At 72.6% G+C, this 17,185-nt stretch carries 19 protein-coding genes; 10 read left to right on the forward strand and 9 right to left on the reverse strand.

Annotated elements, in window-relative coordinates; all coding sequences use genetic code 11:
* Window positions 1–25 precede the first annotated feature (25 nt).
* From ACIB24_RS12560 to ACIB24_RS12575, 4 genes are read right to left on the reverse strand one after another with little or no spacing between them, the layout of a single operon-like run.
* Window positions 26–571: a hypothetical protein gene (locus tag ACIB24_RS12560; RefSeq protein ID WP_398280494.1), complete on the reverse strand. Its 546-nt coding sequence runs from the start codon at window positions 569–571 to the stop codon at window positions 26–28.
* A gap of 18 nt (window positions 572–589) precedes the next feature.
* Window positions 590–1,198 carry a hypothetical protein gene (locus ACIB24_RS12565; RefSeq protein WP_398280497.1) on the reverse strand — a complete coding sequence of 203 codons (609 nt, stop codon included), beginning with the start codon at window positions 1,196–1,198 and terminating at the stop codon, window positions 590–592.
* A complete protein-coding gene (locus ACIB24_RS12570; RefSeq protein ID WP_398280500.1) occupies window positions 1,195–1,563 on the reverse strand; it encodes a hypothetical protein in 369 nt (122 codons plus the stop codon). Before ACIB24_RS12570 ends, ACIB24_RS12565 begins: the two co-directional genes overlap by 4 nt.
* Window positions 1,563–1,901: a hypothetical protein gene (locus tag ACIB24_RS12575; RefSeq protein WP_398280503.1), complete on the reverse strand. Its 339-nt coding sequence runs from the start codon at window positions 1,899–1,901 to the stop codon at window positions 1,563–1,565. The genes ACIB24_RS12570 and ACIB24_RS12575 overlap by 1 nt, the downstream gene beginning before the upstream one ends.
* 301 nt (window positions 1,902–2,202) lie before the next feature.
* On the opposite strand from ACIB24_RS12575, the gene ACIB24_RS12580 reads away from it, so the two are divergent.
* Window positions 2,203–3,258 (forward strand): zinc-dependent alcohol dehydrogenase family protein, encoded by a 1,056-nt coding sequence (locus ACIB24_RS12580; RefSeq protein ID WP_398280505.1) that lies wholly within the window; start codon window positions 2,203–2,205, stop codon window positions 3,256–3,258.
* Window positions 3,259–3,264: 6 nt separating this feature from the next.
* Here the strand turns inward: ACIB24_RS12580 and ACIB24_RS12585 are convergent, their stop codons facing one another.
* The 4 genes from ACIB24_RS12585 to ACIB24_RS12600 all read right to left on the reverse strand — a co-directional run bounded on the left by ACIB24_RS12585 (window position 3,265) and on the right by ACIB24_RS12600 (window position 5,574).
* Window positions 3,265–3,699, reverse strand: a complete 435-nt coding sequence (locus ACIB24_RS12585; RefSeq protein ID WP_398280508.1) for a hypothetical protein — start codon at window positions 3,697–3,699, stop codon at window positions 3,265–3,267.
* Window positions 3,692–4,054 (reverse strand): hypothetical protein, encoded by a 363-nt coding sequence (locus ACIB24_RS12590; RefSeq protein ID WP_398280511.1) that lies wholly within the window; start codon window positions 4,052–4,054, stop codon window positions 3,692–3,694. Before ACIB24_RS12590 ends, ACIB24_RS12585 begins: the two co-directional genes overlap by 8 nt.
* A gap of 138 nt (window positions 4,055–4,192) precedes the next feature.
* A complete protein-coding gene (locus ACIB24_RS12595) occupies window positions 4,193–4,663 on the reverse strand; it encodes a PPOX class F420-dependent oxidoreductase (RefSeq protein ID WP_398280514.1) in 471 nt (156 codons plus the stop codon).
* Between the two features lie 14 nt (window positions 4,664–4,677).
* Window positions 4,678–5,574: an NAD(P)-dependent oxidoreductase gene (locus ACIB24_RS12600; RefSeq protein ID WP_398280517.1), complete on the reverse strand. Its 897-nt coding sequence runs from the start codon at window positions 5,572–5,574 to the stop codon at window positions 4,678–4,680.
* Between the two features lie 47 nt (window positions 5,575–5,621).
* On the opposite strand from ACIB24_RS12600, the gene otsB reads away from it, so the two are divergent.
* The 3 genes from otsB (at window position 5,622) to ACIB24_RS12615 (ending at window position 9,643) form a co-directional block, all read left to right on the forward strand.
* A complete protein-coding gene (gene otsB, locus ACIB24_RS12605) occupies window positions 5,622–7,982 on the forward strand; it encodes a trehalose-phosphatase (protein WP_398280520.1) in 2,361 nt (786 codons plus the stop codon).
* A 122-nt stretch (window positions 7,983–8,104) separates the two neighbouring features.
* A complete protein-coding gene (locus ACIB24_RS12610) occupies window positions 8,105–8,266 on the forward strand; it encodes a hypothetical protein (RefSeq protein WP_398280523.1) in 162 nt (53 codons plus the stop codon).
* Between the two features lie 114 nt (window positions 8,267–8,380).
* Window positions 8,381–9,643, forward strand: coding sequence for a C40 family peptidase (locus tag ACIB24_RS12615; RefSeq protein WP_398280526.1), 1,263 nt, complete (start codon window positions 8,381–8,383; stop codon window positions 9,641–9,643).
* Between the two features lie 69 nt (window positions 9,644–9,712).
* On the opposite strand, the gene ACIB24_RS12620 is transcribed toward ACIB24_RS12615, so the two are convergent.
* On the reverse strand, window positions 9,713–10,210 hold the full coding sequence (locus ACIB24_RS12620) for an inorganic diphosphatase (protein WP_398280529.1): 498 nt from the start codon (window positions 10,208–10,210) through the stop codon (window positions 9,713–9,715).
* A 106-nt stretch (window positions 10,211–10,316) separates the two neighbouring features.
* Between ACIB24_RS12620 and dacB the strand changes: the two genes are divergently transcribed.
* The 6 genes from dacB (at window position 10,317) to folE (ending at window position 17,175) form a co-directional block, all read left to right on the forward strand.
* A complete protein-coding gene (gene dacB, locus ACIB24_RS12625) occupies window positions 10,317–11,705 on the forward strand; it encodes a D-alanyl-D-alanine carboxypeptidase/D-alanyl-D-alanine endopeptidase (RefSeq protein WP_398280532.1) in 1,389 nt (462 codons plus the stop codon).
* Window positions 11,706–11,725: 20 nt separating this feature from the next.
* Window positions 11,726–12,871 carry a zinc-dependent metalloprotease gene (locus tag ACIB24_RS12630; RefSeq protein ID WP_398280535.1) on the forward strand — a complete coding sequence of 382 codons (1,146 nt, stop codon included), beginning with the start codon at window positions 11,726–11,728 and terminating at the stop codon, window positions 12,869–12,871.
* Between the two features lie 27 nt (window positions 12,872–12,898).
* The gene (tilS, locus tag ACIB24_RS12635) at window positions 12,899–13,861 is read left to right on the forward strand and encodes a tRNA lysidine(34) synthetase TilS (protein WP_398280538.1); all 963 of its coding nucleotides are present in this window, start codon (window positions 12,899–12,901) and stop codon (window positions 13,859–13,861) included.
* Between the two features lie 10 nt (window positions 13,862–13,871).
* Complete coding sequence (hpt, locus tag ACIB24_RS12640; protein WP_398280541.1) at window positions 13,872–14,426, forward strand: hypoxanthine phosphoribosyltransferase; 555 nt, start codon at window positions 13,872–13,874, stop codon at window positions 14,424–14,426.
* Between the two features lie 170 nt (window positions 14,427–14,596).
* A complete protein-coding gene (gene ftsH / locus ACIB24_RS12645; protein ID WP_398280544.1) occupies window positions 14,597–16,600 on the forward strand; it encodes an ATP-dependent zinc metalloprotease FtsH in 2,004 nt (667 codons plus the stop codon).
* Window positions 16,597–17,175 (forward strand): GTP cyclohydrolase I FolE, encoded by a 579-nt coding sequence (gene folE / locus ACIB24_RS12650; RefSeq protein WP_398281854.1) that lies wholly within the window; start codon window positions 16,597–16,599, stop codon window positions 17,173–17,175. Before ftsH ends, folE begins: the two co-directional genes overlap by 4 nt.
* Window positions 17,176–17,185 lie beyond the last annotated feature (10 nt).

Below are 17,185 nucleotides of genomic sequence, written 5' to 3' on the forward strand. Positions count from 1 at the left end.
AGAGGGGCGTTCGCGGGTGGGTGGGTCAGTCGCTGATCGGGTACACGGCGCCGGCCTTGCCGGTCAGCTCCCACACGCCCGGCGGCAGGTACAGCGGCCGGTGGTGCGCGGTGCGGCCCTGGTGCTCCAGACGGGCCGTCGAGCCCTCCGGGACCAGGACGGTGAACGACAACTGGCCGTCGATCAGGTGGCGACGGACGCCGACGGGCCCGGCCGGGACCAGGACGTGGAGGTTCGGGTCGGGGCGTCGCAGGAGCCGGGCGAGCACCGAGGCACGACCGCCGAACAGCGGGTCGGGCACGGTGATCGGGACGACGGCCCGCCGGCTGTCCCGGTGCCCGGGCGCCGGCGGCAGCTGCTGCGGTGGGCCGACCCGCTTCACGCGGATGTCGCCCTGGCGGCGAGGCTTCCCGAAGGAGACCGGCGCCACCAGCTGCTGGACCTCGTCGACCAGGACAAGGGGCGTGCGGGTGAGCTCGGCGGTGAGCCGGTCCAACGCGGCGTCGTTCTCGGCGGTCGGCAGGTCGAGGGTGTCGGGGTGGGCGCTGGGCTTGGTCTCGGGCCGTGCCATGATCGGGTCTCCTTCGGGTCAGGTTGCGTAGCTGGTCGCGGCGTAGTCGGAGGGGGCGTCTCGCCAGCCGGCGGCTTGGCCGGCCAGCGGGTCGGGGGTGGTGACGATCTCCCCGTACAGGGAGTAGAGGCCGCCACGTTGGGGGTCGGGTGAGGCGTCGACCATCACCAGCAGCCACTGGTCGGTGTCCTGCCAGGAGGCGGGCAACGTGTAGGTCGCGAGGATCCGGCCCGGGTTGCCGGGGTCGTCGCACGATCGGACGCGGGTCATGCCCTTCCGTGTGGCCCACGCCTCGAACTCGGTTCCGAAGGCGAATGTGTCGACGTCGACCGCGAACCGGCGCACCTCCTGTTGGAGTCGTTCCCCGCGAGGCCGGAACGGCAGATCGGCGCGACGGACCCAGACCCGGTTCGCCAGACGGACCGCGAGGTCCGCGACCCGGGCCAGCAGCAGAGCCAGGACAAAGGCCAGGGCGCCGCAGACGATCCAGGTGACGACCCGGACGTAGACGGTGGCCCACAAGCCGATCAGGGCGGCGTGGATGACGAGGAGCTGCGGCCGTGCAACGGCCGCCATGACTCCGGTCGCCGCGAAGGCACAGGCCGCGAGGAAGGCGACGCCGCTCACGAGGCGCCCACCTGGTGTTCGCGGTCGACCTCGTCGCTGGGCTCGTCCGAGTCCTCGACGCGAGGAAGGTCGAGCGTGTCCGCGAGCGAGCCGGCCTCGGCCTCTCGCCCCGGATCAGCCTCTGGTTCCGAGACTGTCTCGCTGGCCGCCGCCAGGTGCGCTCGCCGCAATGGGGCGCCGAGGCTCTCCTGCCGGGCGGTGTCGCGAACCGTGAGGAACCAGGTGCCGCCGAAGGCGGCGACCATCAGCGCGGCGGTCACCGCCCCGGGCAGGCTGTGCACGTACCGGACCGCGAACACTGCGAACATCAGGATCAGCGCGGCCCAGATGATGAGCCCCGGCGACCGCATCACGAGCCGGGCCATCAGGCCTGCTCCGCGCTCGCGTGCATCTCGCCTGCGGACGGCCGGCGGGGCGGGGCCACGCCCAGGGACACCGGACCACCGGCGGTGGCGATCAGCTCCTGCAGCGCGTTCACCAACCACACGGCGTCGGTGATCGCGAGGACGCCGTCGCGGGGCGGGTCCAACAGGACGATCCGGGTCGCCCCGTCGTACTGGGTGAGGAACACGGCACCTGCGGGGGTCTCCAGCAGACGGCTCGTGCAGTCGCTGCAGTTGCCGTCCCTGTGCTCGGCGGGGTCGCACCACGGGGCGTGGGCGATAGGCGAGTCCGGCTGGGCGTCGTCGATAATGAGGGTCATGACTCGGGTACCTCCGGGTCTTAGGCCCCGGCCGGCGTGTGGAGCGTCGAGCCGGGGCTGTTGGGTTCGGCGTTCGTGTTGCTCGCCGATTGCTCACGGACGAAGCGGTCTGCTCACGTCCTGAGCGGTCTGAATGACCACCCCGGATGACCCATGACCTGGGAAAACGCGCTATCTGCGCACGATCCGACTCAGATCAATACGCTTGGAACCCGATTTGTAATCAGCCGGTCGCCGGTTCGACTCCGGCCGCGGGCTCCCCGTCCGACGGTCCTCGCCGAACCGTTTAGGGTGCTTGTCCATGAAGGCGACCCTGCTGCACGGCGAACGTGACATCCGGTTGGAAGAGGTCCCCGACCCGACGATCAAGTCGCCGACCGACGCCGTGGTGCGGGTCGTCGCGGCGTGCGTGTGCGGGTCGGACCTGTGGGGCTACCGGGGCATCCAGCCGACGCACGAGCCGCGCCGGATCGGGCACGAGTTCGTGGGCATCGTCGAGGAGGTCGGCGCCGACGTCCGGACGGTCAGGAAGGGCCAGTTCGTCATCGCGCCGTTCATGATCAGCGACGGAACCTGCCCGAACTGCCACAACGGTGTGCAGACGTCGTGCCTGAAGGTGTCTGGCTGGGGGCACCCGGACCGCGAGGGGTTCCTGGCCGACGCCGGGCAGGGCGAGTGGGTGCGGGTGCCGCTGGCCGACGGGACGCTCGTCGCCACCCCCGAGGTACCGGACGCCGGGCTGGTGCCGAGCCTGCTGACCCTCTCCGACGTGATGGGCACCGGGCACCACGCGGCGCTCGCGGCCGGGGTGGGCAAGGGCAGCACCGTCGCGGTGGTGGGGGACGGGGCCGTGGGCCAGTGCGCGGTGATCGCCGCCAACCGGCTGGGCGCCGAGCGCGTCGTCGTCATGTCGCGGCACGCCGACCGCCAGAAGTTGGCCAAGGAGTTCGGCGCCACCGACGTCGTGGCGGCCCGCGGCGACGAGGGGGCGGCCGCCGTTCGCGAGCTCTTCGACGGGATCGGTGCCGACGCGGTGCTGGAGTGCGTGGGCACCAAGGAGTCGATGGACCAGGCGATCGGGTCCGTCCGACCGGGCGGGACGATCGGCTACGTCGGCCTGCCGCACGGCGTCGAGCTGAACGTGCCGGGCATGTTCTACCGGAACGTCAACCTGCACGGCGGCGTCGCGCCGGTGCGCGCGTACCTGGAGGAGCTGCTCAGCGACGTGCTGCACGGCAGCATCAACCCGGGGAAGGTCTTCGACCTGAACCTGCCGCTGACCGAGGTGGCCGAGGCCTACGCGGCCATGGACGAGCGCCGGGCGATCAAGAGCTTCCTGAACATCGGCTCGGTGTAACGGTTCTCAGCGGGCGCGCGACCCGCGCAGCAGCCAGAACAGCCCGACGATCGGCAGCACCAGCGGGATGAATCCGTACCCGGAGCCGTAGCCCGACCATACGGTCGCGTCGGGGAACGCCTGCGCGTCGAACAGGCTCGCGGTGCCGACGGCCAGCACGCCGCCGAGCTCGAACCCGATGGTGCCCAGCGCCACCCGCCGCGCGGTCTCGCCCGGGCGGGCCAGCGCGACGGTGGCGACGATGTAGATCACCCCGGCCAGGGCGGACAGCAGGTAGGCCAGCGGCGCCTCGTCGTACTTGGTCGAGATCTGCACCAGCGCGCGCGACGTGGCCGCGATCGCGAACAGCGCGTAGACCGCGACCAGCAGCCGGCCCGGCCCGTGCCGGCGGGCGTCGGTCGCTCCGTCGGTCGCGTCACCGGTGGTCGAGGGCTCAGGCATGTCCGCTCCAGATCTGCGCCATCCGCAGGGTCATCACGCCGACCGCGACGCAGGCGAGGGTGATCACCAGCGTGCTCGAGCGGGACCGTTCCATCGACGACCACACCGCGCCCACCGGGATGATGAACGGCAGCGCCGCGGCGTAGGAGACGAACGTCGCGACCGACACCGAGCGGTCCGTCGTGGCCACCGCCGCCACCCCCGCCACCAGCTGCGCGAGCGTCAGTACCTCGGCGACCAGCAGGACGACGAGCAGTCGGTTGCTGGGCCGCGCGTCCCGCACCGCCGTCGCCACGCTCCACCCGGCGCCCAACAGGCACGCCGCGAGCAGCGGCCAGGTCAGGACGGCGAACACGTCGCCGACCCTACGATCACCGCCCTGCCGTGAGTGCGGCGGGGCCACCCCCCTCAGGTCGTGATCATGGAAACTTCTACTCTCTCGTGCCGGAGCGGTGCGGGTGTGGCGGCGCCGACAGAGTAGAAGTTTCCATGATCACGGCTGGGTGGGGGCGCGGCCCGGCGGGAAGCCGCCCGTGGCGATCGGCCCCCACCGGGTCGGGGTGATCCGGATCAACGACTTGCCCTGAGCGACCATCGCCGCCCGGTACTCGTCCCAGTCCGGGTGCTCGCCGGAGATGCAGCGGAAGTACTCGACCAGCGGTTCCAGCGCCTCCGGCAGGTCCAGCACCTCCGCGGTCCCGTCCACCTGGACGTACGGCCCGTTCCACTCGTCCGACTGCACGACCAGCGAGACCTCGCCCCGGCGGCGGATGTTCGCGACCTTCGCGCGCTGCGGGTAGGTCGAAACGACGACCCGGCCGGCGTTGTCCACCCCGCACGTGACCAGCGACAGCTGGGGCGAACCGTCCGCCCGGTACGTCATGAGCGTCGCCCGGTGCCGCGGGCGCAGGAACTCGAGCAACTCCTCGCGCGAGACGCGCGTCGCGGTAGCGATCGTCACCATGCGGCCATCAAACCTCAGTGGGCCAGGAACGTCGCGGCCATGTCCAGCTCGCCGTGCCCGGCCTCGGCGGCCTTCGCGAAGTAGGCCCGCGCGACCGACACCACCGCCGGGTCGGCGCCGGCCTCGCGGGCGGCCTCCTCGATCAACCCGGCGTCCTTCAACGCCCCGCTCAACGCGAAGGCCGGGTCGTACGCACCGGACAGCATCGCCGCGCCCTTGAGCTGCACGTAGGGGGCGTCCATCGCCCCGCCCTTGACGGCCTCCAGGAAGAGCGCCGGGTCGACGCCGAGCGCCTCGGCCGTCCTCAGCGCCTCGGCGATGCCCTCCAGGACGGTGAACACCCACCCGTTGCAGACCAGCTTCAACCGCGTCCCGGCCCCCGCGTCGCCGACCCACATCGTGCGCGCCCCGACCGCGTCGAACAGCGGCGCCACCCGCGGCGCCAGGTCGCTCGGCCCCGAGGCCAGCACGACGAGCTGTCCCTTCTCGGCCGGCTGCTTCGTGCCCAGCACGGGGGCGTCGACGAACGGCAGGCCCTGCCGCTCCGCGTGCGCGGCCAGCTCGGCGGTCCCGGCGACCCCGACGGTGCTCGACTGCACCCACACGGTGCCGGACGCCGGGGCGGCCGCCTCGATCGCGGACCGCACGCTCTCGAGGTCGAACAGCATCGTGAGGACGACGTCCGCCCCCGCCGCCGCCTCGGCGGCGGTCCGCGTCACCTGGCACCCGTCGTCCGCCAGCGGCGCGGCCCGTTCGTAGGTGCGGTTCCAGACCCGGGTCGGGAGCCCGGCGGCGGCCAGGTTCCGCGCCATGCCGGCGCCCATCGTCCCGGTTCCCAACAGCGCAACGGTAGGAGTGCTCACCCTCCGCAACCTACGTGCGGTGTCCGTGTGCCGCGAGAGGTGTCGCACCGAGACCCGTACAGGCGCGTCGGTGTCCGGACACCTAGGGTGGTCGCGTGACCAGTGTCGACACAGGCGACGCACGACCGCCGTCCGAGCCGCCGAAGAACGGCCACCACGACCTCATCGTCGTGGCCAACCGGCTGCCCGTGGACCGGAAGGTCGCCGCCGACGGGACCACCAGCTGGGTGCCCAGCCCGGGTGGTCTGGTCACGGCGCTCGAGCCCGTCATGCAGCGCAACGCGGGCGCGTGGGTGGGCTGGTCGGGCAGCGCCGGCGAGGCCCCGGAGCCGTTCGAGGCCCGCGGTATCCGCCTGATCCCGGTGATGCTCGACGAGCGTGAGGTCGAGGAGTTCTACGAGGGCATGGCCAACTCGACGTTGTGGCCGCTGTACCACGACGTCGTCGCCCGCCCCCAGTTCCACCGCAGCTGGTGGGAGAGCTACGAGCAGGTCAACCAGCGCTTCGCCGACCGGGCCGCCGCCGAGGCCGCACCGAACGCGCTGGTCTGGGTGCAGGACTACCAGCTGCAGCTCGTCCCGCAGATGCTGCGCCGGTTGCGCCCCGACCTGCGGATCGGGTTCTTCAACCACATCCCGTTCCCGCCCTACGAGCTGTTCGCGCAGCTGCCGTGGCGCCGCCGGGTGCTCGAGGGGCTGCTCGGGGCCGACCAGTTGGGCTTCCAGCGCCCGGCCGACGCGAACAACTTCCTGCGCGCCTGCCGGCGCAACGGCCTGTCCACCCGGCGGGGCATGGTGCAACTGCCCGGTGAGCCGCGGTTCGGCAGCCCCGACCACCATCCGCGGCGCGAGGTCAACGCGGCCGCGTTCCCCATCTCGATCGACGCGCGCGCGGTCCAGGAACTGGCCGAGCGGCCCGAGATCCAGATGCGGGCCAAGGAGATCCGGCGCGAGCTCGGCGACCCGCGGGTCGTGCTGCTCGGCGTCGACCGGCTCGACTACACGAAGGGCATCCTGCACCGCCTCAAGGCGGTCGAGGAGCTGTTCGAGGACGGCGACCTCGAGGCCCAGGACGCCGTCCTGGTGCAGGTCGCGACCCCCAGCCGCGAGCGCGTCGACCAGTACCAGAAGATGCGCCAGGACGTGGAGGTCACGGTCGGGCGGATCAACGGCGACTACGGCAAGATCGGCCACCCCGCCGTGCACTACCTGCACCAGGCCTACGGGCGTGACGAGCTGGCCGCGCTGTACCTCGCGGCCGACGTCCTGCTGGTCACGGCCCTGCGCGACGGCATGAACCTGGTCGCCAAGGAGTACGTCGCCACCCGCTACGACGAGGGCGGCGCGCTGGTGCTGTCCGAGTTCGCCGGCGCCGCCAACGAACTGCCGCAGGCGTTCCTGATCAACCCGCACGACATCGACGGCATGAAGGCACAGATCATGCGGGCCGTGCACGTCACGCCGAAGGAGGCGCAGCGCCGGATGCGGGCCATGCGTCGCCGCGTCTTCGACCACGACGTCGCCCGCTGGGCCTCGACGTTCCTCAAGGTGGCCGCCTCGGCCGTGGAGCCGAACGCCGTCGCCTCGGTCAGCCCCGGCGATCTGCCGACCGACACCGGCGCGATCCGGTTACCGGTCCGTCCCGGCCCGCGCCCCGACGTCCTCGACCGCGCCCGACGGGCGCTACCGCCCGGCCTGGTGGACGACGTCGAGGGCTTCGCGATGCACCCCTCCCTGCTCGTCGCGCTGGACTTCGACGGCGTGCTGGCCCCGCTGACCGCCAAGCCCGAGCTGTCCCGGATGCTGCCCGAGGCGCGCAGCCAGCTCGGCGCGCTCGTGCACGTGCCCGGCGTCCGGCTGGCCCTGGTCTCCGGCCGGTCGCTGGCCGACCTGCGAGCCATCGCGGACCCGCCGCCGGGCACGATGCTGGTCGGCAGCCACGGCGCCGAGTTCAGCGACCCGATCGGCGGCGGCGCCGCCTCGGCCGAGCTGGACGACGACCGGCGGGCCCTGCTCGCGAAGGCCACCGAGGAACTGCAGAAACTGTCCGCCCAGCACGACCGGACCTGGGTCGAGATGAAGCCGACCGGCGTCGTCCTGCACACCCGGCAGGCCGAGGCGGAGGTGGCCGCGGCGGCCACGAAGGCCGCCCTCAAGGGCGTCGGGTCCTGGCCCGGCGTGCACGTCACGATGGGCAAGGAGGTCGTGGAGCTGTCCGTGGTCGAGGTGACCAAGGGGACGGCGCTCGCGGCCCTGCGCCAGGCGCTCGGCGTGGGCGCGGTGATGTACGTCGGCGACGACGTGACCGACGAGCGCGCGTTCGACGTGATGAGCGTCGACAGCGGCGACGTGTCGGTGCGCGTCGGTGACGGCGACACCCTGGCCCGGCACCGGCTGCGCGACCCCGAACAGGTCGCGACCCTGCTCGGGCTGCTCGTCGACCTGTGCCGCGAATAGAGCGCTCACAGGGGACAGGCCCGGGCCGATCCTGGCCAACCGGGCCCTGACGTGGTGAGATAACCCGCAACCGTTACTTGAGGGTTTGTCCTGAAGGTTCGATTCAGCCGGAGGTGGTCCGCATGCAGCTGTGGCTTCTGCTCATCGTGGTGGGTGCGGTGCTCCTGGTCCTCGGGATGATCCTCGGGATCCTCAGCACGCTCTTCGGGTGGCTGGGCGTGCTCGCGATCTCCGCGGGCGCGATCCTGACGCTGACCGGCCCGACCGGCGCCCACAGGATTTAGGGCGTGGCTCGGACACTGAGCCACGCCCTGAAACCGAGCTCGGGGGGCGTTCACCCGGTCGGCCGTCACCCGGTCGGCCTAAAGCCGTCGTCCCGTGGCGCCGATGTCCCCGGTATGCGCCGCAGCCGTCGACTCACCAGCGTCCTGATCCTCCTGGCCGCCCTCGTGGCCGGAGGGCTCGGCGCCGCGGGCCCGGCCGACGCCCGACCCGGCTACCCGAGCGCGGACGACGTGCGCGCGGCGAAGCGGCAGGCCGCGGCGCTCGGCGACGACGTCGACGCGATCCAGAAGCGGCTCGACGGGGCCCAGGCCGCCGCCGACGCCGCCGAGACCGCGGCCAGCCAGGCCGACGAGGACTACAACGTCGCCGTCATCGAACTGGCGCAGACCAAACAGGCCGCGAAGGTCGCGCAGGCCGCCGCCGACGCCGCGCAGAAACGGGTTGACGGCGCCCAGGACGAGATCGGTCGGCTGGCCGCCGACCAGTACCGGCAGGGCGGCCCGATCGCCGACCTCGACGTGCTGCTGTCCCCCGACGGCCCCGACGCCGTGCTCGAGCGGGCCACGATGCTGCAGGCGCTGGCCGCCGAGCGGAACCGCACGGTGCACGCCTACGACAACTCACGGGTCAAGGCGACCGCCCTCCAGCAGGAGGCGCTGGCCGCCCTGGAGAAGCAGCGCCAGGCCGCCGAGCAGATGGCCGCGGCCCGCGCCGCCGCGCAGGCCCGGTCCGAGGCGGCGGCGAACGCGCTGGCCCACACCCGCGCCGACCAGCAGGCCCTGATCGAGCAGCTGGCCAAGGCCCGCAAGACGAGCGTGAAGCTGGAGAAGCAGCGCCAGGCCGGGCTGGAGGCAGCCGCGCGCGCCCGCGCCGAGGCGGCCGCCCGGGCCCGGGCCGCGGCGCAGGCCCGGAACAACGCCCGGAACAACGACGGCGGCGGCAACGACGGCGGCGGCAACGACGGCGGCGGGAACAACGGGGGTGGCGGGGGCAGCTCCAGCGGGACGGCCCAGGGCGGCCGCATCGCGGTGGCCTGGGCCAAGACCCAGCTGGGCAAGCCGTACGTGTGGGCCGCGGCCGGGCCGAACAGCTACGACTGCTCGGGCCTGGTGCTGCGCGCCTGGCAGAAAGCCGGGGTGTACTTCCCGCACTCGTCGCGGATCCAGTACGCGATGACGGAGCACATCTCGTACAGCTCGATGCGCCCCGGCGACCTGATCTTCTACGCCACCAACACGTCGAACCCGGGTTCGATCCACCACGTCACGATGTACATCGGCGGCGGGCGGATGATCGAGGCCCCGCACACCGGCTCCTACGTGCGGATCGTGTCCATCCGCTGGGGTGGGGCCATGCCGTACGCCGGCCGCCCGTAGAAACGCCCTGGACGCGATCAGGCCCCGGATCCGACACGATCGTGTCGGATCCGGGGCCTGATCCGTGGGTCAGTGCGGGTAGACGCCGCCGTTGTCGGCCAGTCGCTTGCGGGACGCGACGATCTCGGCCTCGGCCGCCGCACGGTCGCCCCAGTGCGCCCCCTCGACGCTCTTGCCGGGCTCCAGGTCCTTGTAGGTCTCGAAGAAGTGCTGGATCTCGAGCCGGTAGAACTCGGGGATGTCGGTCAGGTCCTGCACGTTCTCGGTCCGCGGGTCGACCGGCATGCACAGGATCTTGTCGTCGCCGCCCTTCTCGTCGCGCATGTGGAACATGCCGATCGCCCGGGCGCGCACCAGGCACCCGGGGAACGTCGGCTCCTCCAGCAGGACGAGGGCGTCCAGCGGGTCGCCGTCCTCACCGAGGGTGCCGTCGATGAAGCCGTAGTCGGCCGGGTAGCGCGTCGCCGTGAAGAGCATCCGGTCGAGCTTGATCCGCCCGGTCTCGTGGTCGACCTCGTACTTGTTGCGCTGACCCTTGGGAATCTCGATGGTGACGTCGAAGTCCAACCTGCTGCCTTCCGGTTCCGTTGTGGCTGCTCAGACTATTCTCGTCCCGGTCGACTGAGGGAGCGGTATCGGCGTGGCAGGGCTCACCAGCAGGGCGAGCAGGAGAGTGGCGATCGTCACGGCCTTGGCGACCACGGTCGCGGTGGCCGGTACGGCCGGATTCGTCCTGACCCGCCGCGTCGCGCCGCCCCCGACCGTCGCCGACTCGTTCGACCTGGCGGCCGACGTCCCGGGCGCCGTGCAACCCGGCCCCGGGGACACCGTCCTACCCACCCCGGCCACCGACGCCTCGGTCCCCACGGCGGCGGCGCTGGACCGCGCGCTCGGCCCGGCCCTGCGGGCGGCGGGCCTGGGCAAGCAGGTCTCCCTCGACGTCCTCGACCCGGCCTCCGGTGAGCACCTGCTCTCCCAGGCCGTGAACACGGCCCGGGAGCCGGCCTCCACGGCCAAGCTGCTGACCGGGGCGGCCGCGCTCAGCGCGTTGGGCGCGGACACGACGCTGCCCACCCGCACCGTGCAGGACGACGGGGGCACCGTGTACCTGGTCGGCGGCGGGGACGTGCTGCTCGCCAAGGGTTCGGGCGACCCCGAGAAGGTCGACGGCCGGGCCGGCCTGCGCGACCTGGCCGTCGCGACCGCGGCCGCGCTCACCGCGCAGGGCCGCACCACGATCGCGTTGACGCTGGACGACGACCTGTTCGGCCCGCAGACCCGCTCGCCGAAGTGGTCGCCGGGCGACGTGGGCGACGGGTACGTGGCGCCGGTCCAGCCGCTGGAGGTGGACGCCGGACGGGTCGAGGCCGAGCACTACGGGCGCCGGGCCGCCGACCCCGCGGCCACCGCTGCGGCGGCCTTCGCCAAGGAGCTGAAGCGGGCCGGGGTCACGGTCACCGGCAAGGTGAAGCGGGGGGACGCCCCGAAGACGTCGACCGTGCTGGCCGGGGTGAACTCGGCGACCGTGGCCGAGCAGGTCGAGTACGCCCTGACCGAGAGCGACAACACTGTGGCCGAGGCCCTGGCGAGGCTGGTGGCCCGGGCGACCGGAGGCAGTCTGACGTTCGCCGGCTCCGGGAAGGCCGTGCTGGCCCAGGTGCAGGAGCTCGGCCTGGGCATCAACGGGGCCACCCTCACCGACGGCAGCGGCCTGGGCGACGGGAGCCGGCTCCCGGCGTCCCTGCTGTCGGGTGTGGTGGCGCTGGCTGCGGGCGGCGACCACCCCGAGCTGCGGCCCCTGCTCACCGGCATGCCGGTGGCGGCCGTCTCGGGCACCCTGGCCGACCGGTTCCTCGACCGCGACGAGCGCGGGGCCGCCGGGCTGGCCCGGGCCAAGACCGGCACCCTGACCGGGGTCACGTCACTGGCCGGGACGGTCGTCGACGCGGACGGCCGCCTGCTGGTCTTCACGCTGATGGCCGACAAGGTCACCTCGACGCTGGGCGCCCGCGCCGCCATGGACGCCATGGTCACCACCCTCGCGGCCTGCGGCTGCCGCTGACGCTCCCGTACCGTAGGGGGATGGCAGCCCAGCCCGAGACGCCGCCCGGCTCGAATCCGGCCGCCCCCGTCGACCAGGTGGTCGACTGGGACTTCGCGGCGCGCACGGCCGCCCGACTGGTCAGCCCCGGCCCGCAGGTCTCCGCCGACGAGGCCCTGGAGATCGTCGCGGCCCTGCGTCGGGCCGCCGCGACCGCCCACCCGCACGTGCAGTCGGTGACGGGTTTGAGCACCGAGGCCGGGCAGGGCGTGCTGGTGGTGGACCGGCCCGGCTGGGCCCGCGCCAACGCGATGGCCTTCCGCACGCTGCTCGAACCGGTGATCGCCGAGTCGTTCCAGAAGCGCGGCGTCGCGGGCACCCGGTTCGGCCCGGTCAACTTCGGCGCGATCGGCTCCCGGGTGACCGGTGCCGAGGTCGGCGCCCTGCTGTCGGTGCTGGCCAGCCGCGTGCTCGGCCAGTACGACGCGTTCGCCGCCACCGGCCCGCACGGGCAGGGTGGGCGGCTGCTGCTGGTCGCGCCGACGATCGTCTCGATCGAACGCGAACTGGCCGTCGAACCGGCCGACTTCCGGTTGTGGGTCTGCCTGCACGAGGAGACTCACCGGGTCCAGTTCACCGCCAACCCGTGGCTGGCCGAGCACCTCCAGGGCGAGGTCCGGGCGCTGGTCTCGGAGCTGATGCTCGAACCCAGCCAACTGGCCGACCGGCTGGCCGCCACGGCTCGATCGCTGCCCGAGCTGTTGCGCCCGGGCCACGCGGCCGACCCCGACAGCCCGAACTCCGGGATGCCCCTGCTGGACGCGATCCAGTCGCCCGAGCAGCGCCGCCGGCTGGCCGGGGTGACCGCGGTGATGTCGCTGCTGGAGGGCCACGCCGACGTGGTGATGGACGAGGTCGGCCCCCAGGTCGTGCCGACCGTGCAGGTCATCCGGCAGCGGTTCAACCGGCGCCGCTCGGGCCGCGGCGCGCTGGACCAGCTGCTGCGCAAGCTGCTCGGCCTGGACGCGAAGGCCCGGCAGTACGCCGACGGCGCCAAGTTCGTCCGCGGGGTGGTCGAACGGGCCGGGATGGACGGCTTCAACGCCGTCTGGTCGTCGCCCGAGACCCTCCCGCGGCCCGCCGAGATCGCCGACCCGCAGGCCTGGCTGCGCCGGGTCCACGGCTAGGCCCGAGAGGAACGGTCGGGGGCCGGCATGGACGCCGTCGCTCAGGTGGTCGTCGCGGTGCGCGACGCGCTGCTCGACCTGCCCGACGGCTCCCTGGTGCTGGTCGCCTGCAGCGGCGGCGCGGACTCCCTGGCGCTCGCGGCGGCCACGGCCCGGGTCGCCTCCCGCGGCCGGCTGCGGGCCGGCGCGGTGGTCGTCGACCACGGGTGGACGACGTCCGCCAGCCGCGCGGCCCGGCGCGCCGCCGTCCAGCTCAAGGACCTCGGCCCGGACCTCGGGCTCGACCTGGTGGAACTGGTCCGGGTCGACGCGCACGGTCCCGGTGGCCCCGAGGCCTCCGCGCGCACGGCCCGGTACCGGGCGCTGGACGAGGCGGCCACCTGGCTGGGGGCCGACGCCGTCCTGCTCGGCCACACCCTCGACGACCAGGCGGAGACCGTGCTGCTCGGGCTCGGCCGCGGGTCCGGCGCCCGGTCGCTGGCCGGGATGCCGGCCGTGCGCGGGCTGTACCGGCGGCCGTTCCTCGGGTTACGCCGTGAGCAGACGGCCGCGGCCTGCGCCGCGCTCGGGCTGCGCCCCTGGAACGACCCGGCCAACGCCGACCGCCGCTACGCGCGGGTCCGGGTCCGGGAGCTGCTGCCCCAGCTGGAGCGGGCCCTGGGGCCCGGCACGGCGGAGGCGCTGGCCCGCACCGGCGACCTGCTCCGGGAGGACGCCGACGTGCTCGACCAGCTGGGCGTCGAGCTGGCCGGGGCCCCCGTCGACGCCCTGCTCGCGGTGCCGTCCGCGCTGCGCCGCCGGGCCCTGCTGGCCGAGGCCCGCGCCGCGGGCTGCCCCGCGGGCGCCCTCACCCACCGGCACGCGCTGGCGCTGGAGAAGCTGCTGACCGCCGTCCCGGGCACGAGCACCGACCTGCCGGGGGGAGTGGCCGCCCGGCGGGGCAATACGCTGGTGGAGTTCCTGCACAGCCCAGCGATCGACCCGGCGTAGAAGGAGTCGCGTGGAACCGTCCGACATGGGGTCCGACCTGGAGAGCGTCCTGCTCACCGAGCAACAGATCCACGACCGGCTGGCGGAGCTCGCGGCCGAGATCGAACGCGACTACGCGGGCCGTGAGGTCCTGTTCGTCGGCGTCCTCAAGGGCGCCCTCATGGTGATGGCCGACCTGAGCCGGGCCATGACCCACAGCGTCGAGACCGACTGGATGGCGGTCTCCTCCTACGGCAGCGGCACCAAGTCGTCGGGGGTGGTGCGCATCCTGAAGGATCTGGACCGCGACATCTCCGGGCGGGACGTGCTGATCGTCGAGGACATCGTCGACTCGGGCCTGACCCTGTCGTGGCTGATGGCCAACCTGGCCTCGCGCGGCCCGGCCTCCGTCGAGGTCTGCACCCTGCTGCGCAAACCGGACGCCATGAAGGTGGATCTCAAGCTTCGGTACATCGGATTCGACATACCCAACGAGTTCGTCGTGGGGTACGGGCTCGACTACGCGGAGCGCTACCGGAACCTGCGCGTGGTCGGCACGCTCGCACCGCACGTCTACGCTACGTAAGAGGACGCTACGTCCGTGCCGGGCCACGGAACACCGGGCCCGGCGCGCACGTTGCCCATCGCAGGCGGGCGACGCCGCGCCGGAGGGCTTTGTACCACCCGGTGTACGGTCGTCCCATTCGGTGCTAGCAGGAGGGTCGGGGCCTTGTGGGCCCCAGGTGAACACACGGCATGGACGTCAAACGACTGACCCGTGGCCCCATCGTCTGGGTGGTCCTACTCGTCGTGCTCCTCCTGGTCTTCGCGAAGATGCTCGACAGCAACGAGTACAAGAAGATCGACACCAGCGCGGCGCTCAGCCTGATCGAGACCAACCAGGTCAAGAGCGCCACGATCGTCGACCGCGACCAGCGGGTGCAGCTGACGCTGACCAAGGCCTACGACGGCTCGACCCGGGTCATGGCCTACTACGTCGCCCCCCGCGGCGACGACATCGTGCAGCTGCTCAAGCAGCACACGCCGACCGACGGCTTCGACGACTCGGTGCCCAGCACCTCGTGGTGGAGCAGCGTGCTGTTCACGGTGCTGCCGCTGCTGCTCATCCTGGGCGTGTTCTGGTTCATGATGGGTCAGATGCAGGGCGGCGGCTCCCGCGTCATGAACTTCGGCAAGTCCCGCGCCAAGCTGGTCAGCAAGGACACCCCCAAGGTGACCTTCGCCGACGTCGCCGGGGCCGACGAGGCGGTCGAGGAGCTCCACGAGATCAAGGAGTTCCTGGCCGAGCCCGCGAAGTTCCAGGCGGTGGGCGCCAAGATCCCCAAGGGCGTGCTGCTGTACGGCCAGCCCGGTACCGGTAAGACGCTGCTGGCCCGTGCGGTCGCCGGCGAGGCCGGCGTGCCGTTCTACTCGATCTCCGGGTCCGACTTCGTCGAGATGTTCGTCGGTGTCGGCGCCAGCCGCGTGCGCGACCTGTTCGAGCAGGCCAAGCAGAACGCCCCGGCGATCATCTTCGTCGACGAGATCGACGCCGTCGGCCGGCACCGCGGTGCCGGTCTGGGCGGCGGCCACGACGAGCGCGAGCAGACGCTGAACCAGCTGCTGGTCGAGATGGACGGCTTCGACGTCAAGACGAACGTCATCCTGATCGCGGCCACCAACCGGCCCGACATCCTCGACCCGGCGCTGCTGCGCCCGGGCCGCTTCGACCGCCAGATCTCGGTCGAGCCGCCGGACATGAACGGCCGCGAGCAGATCCTGCGGGTGCACGCCAAGGGCAAGCCGATGGCCGCCGACGTCGACCTGCGGGCCGTCGCCCGGCGCACCCCCGGCTTCTCCGGCGCCGACCTGGCCAACGTGTTGAACGAGGCGGCGCTGCTGACCGCCCGCGCCGGCGCCAAGGTGATCGACGACCGCGCCCTGGACGAGGCGATCGACCGCGTCGTGGCCGGCCCGCAGAAGCGGACCCGGCTGATGAACGACAAGGAGAAGAAGATCACCGCGTACCACGAGGGCGGGCACGCCCTGGTGGCGGCGGCGCTGCGGCACACCGACCCGGTGACCAAGGTGACGATCCTGCCCCGCGGGCGGGCGCTCGGCTACACGATGGTGATGCCGCAGGACGACAAGTACTCGACCACGCGCAACGAGATCCTCGACCAGCTCGCGTACGCCCTGGGCGGCCGTGTCGCGGAGGAACTCGTCTTCCACGACCCGACCACGGGCGCCGCGAACGACATCGAGAAGGCCACCGGGCTGGCCCGGCGGATGGTCACCCAGTTCGGCATGTCCGAGCGGGTCGGGGCCATCAAGCTGGGTCGCAGCTCCGGCGAGGTGTTCCTCGGCCGCGACATGGGCCACGAGCGCGACTACTCCGAAGAGGTCGCCGGGGTCGTCGACGACGAGGTCCGCCGGCTGATCGAGGCCGCGCACGACGAGGCGTGGGAGGTGCTGGTGGCCAACCGCCAGGTCCTCGACGACCTCGTGGTGGCGCTGCTGGAGCGGGAGACGCTGAACCGTGAGGAGCTGGCCGAGATCTTCCAGCCCGTGGTGAAGCAGCCCGAGCGTCCGGTCTGGCTGTCCAGCGACCGGCGCCTGGTCTCCGACATCCCGCCGGTGCTCAGCCCGCAGGAGTTGGCCAAGGCCAACGGCAACGGCGCGAACGGCAGCGCGAACGGGTCCGGCCCGCACACCACCCCGACGCCGGCCGGGGCGCCCGAGACCGGTGAGCTGAACTGACCGTCGAGCCGGACCTGCCGCGGATCGAGGCCGCCGTCCGGGAGATCCTGGTCGCGGTCGGCGAGGACCCCGACCGGGACGGGCTGCAGAACACGCCGTCCCGGGTGGCCCGGGCCTACGCCGAGATGTTCTCCGGTCTCCGGCAGGACCCGGCCACCGTGCTGTCCACGACCTTCGACCTGGGTCACGACGAGATGGTGCTGGTCAAGGACATCGAGCTGTACTCGTCCTGCGAGCACCACCTGGTGCCCTTCCACGGCGTCGCCCACGTCGGCTACATCCCGAGCGAGGACGGCCGGATCACCGGGCTGAGCAAGCTGGCCCGCCTGGTCGAGGTCTACGCCCGGCGTCCGCAGGTCCAGGAACGGTTGACCACGCAGGTGGCCGACGCCCTGGTCGAGCACCTCAACCCGCGCGGCGTGATCGTGGTGATGGAGTGCGAGCACCTCTGCATGTCGATGCGCGGCATCCGGAAGCCGGGCGCCCGTACCGTCACCTCCGCGGTGCGCGGGCAGATGCTGAACGCCTCCACCCGGGCCGAGGCGATGAGCCTGATCTTCGCCGGGCGTTCCTGACCTCTAGGGT

The organism is Spongisporangium articulatum, assembly GCF_044465595.1.
Taxonomy (GTDB): Bacteria; Actinomycetota; Actinomycetes; order Actinomycetales; family Kineosporiaceae; genus Spongisporangium; species Spongisporangium articulatum.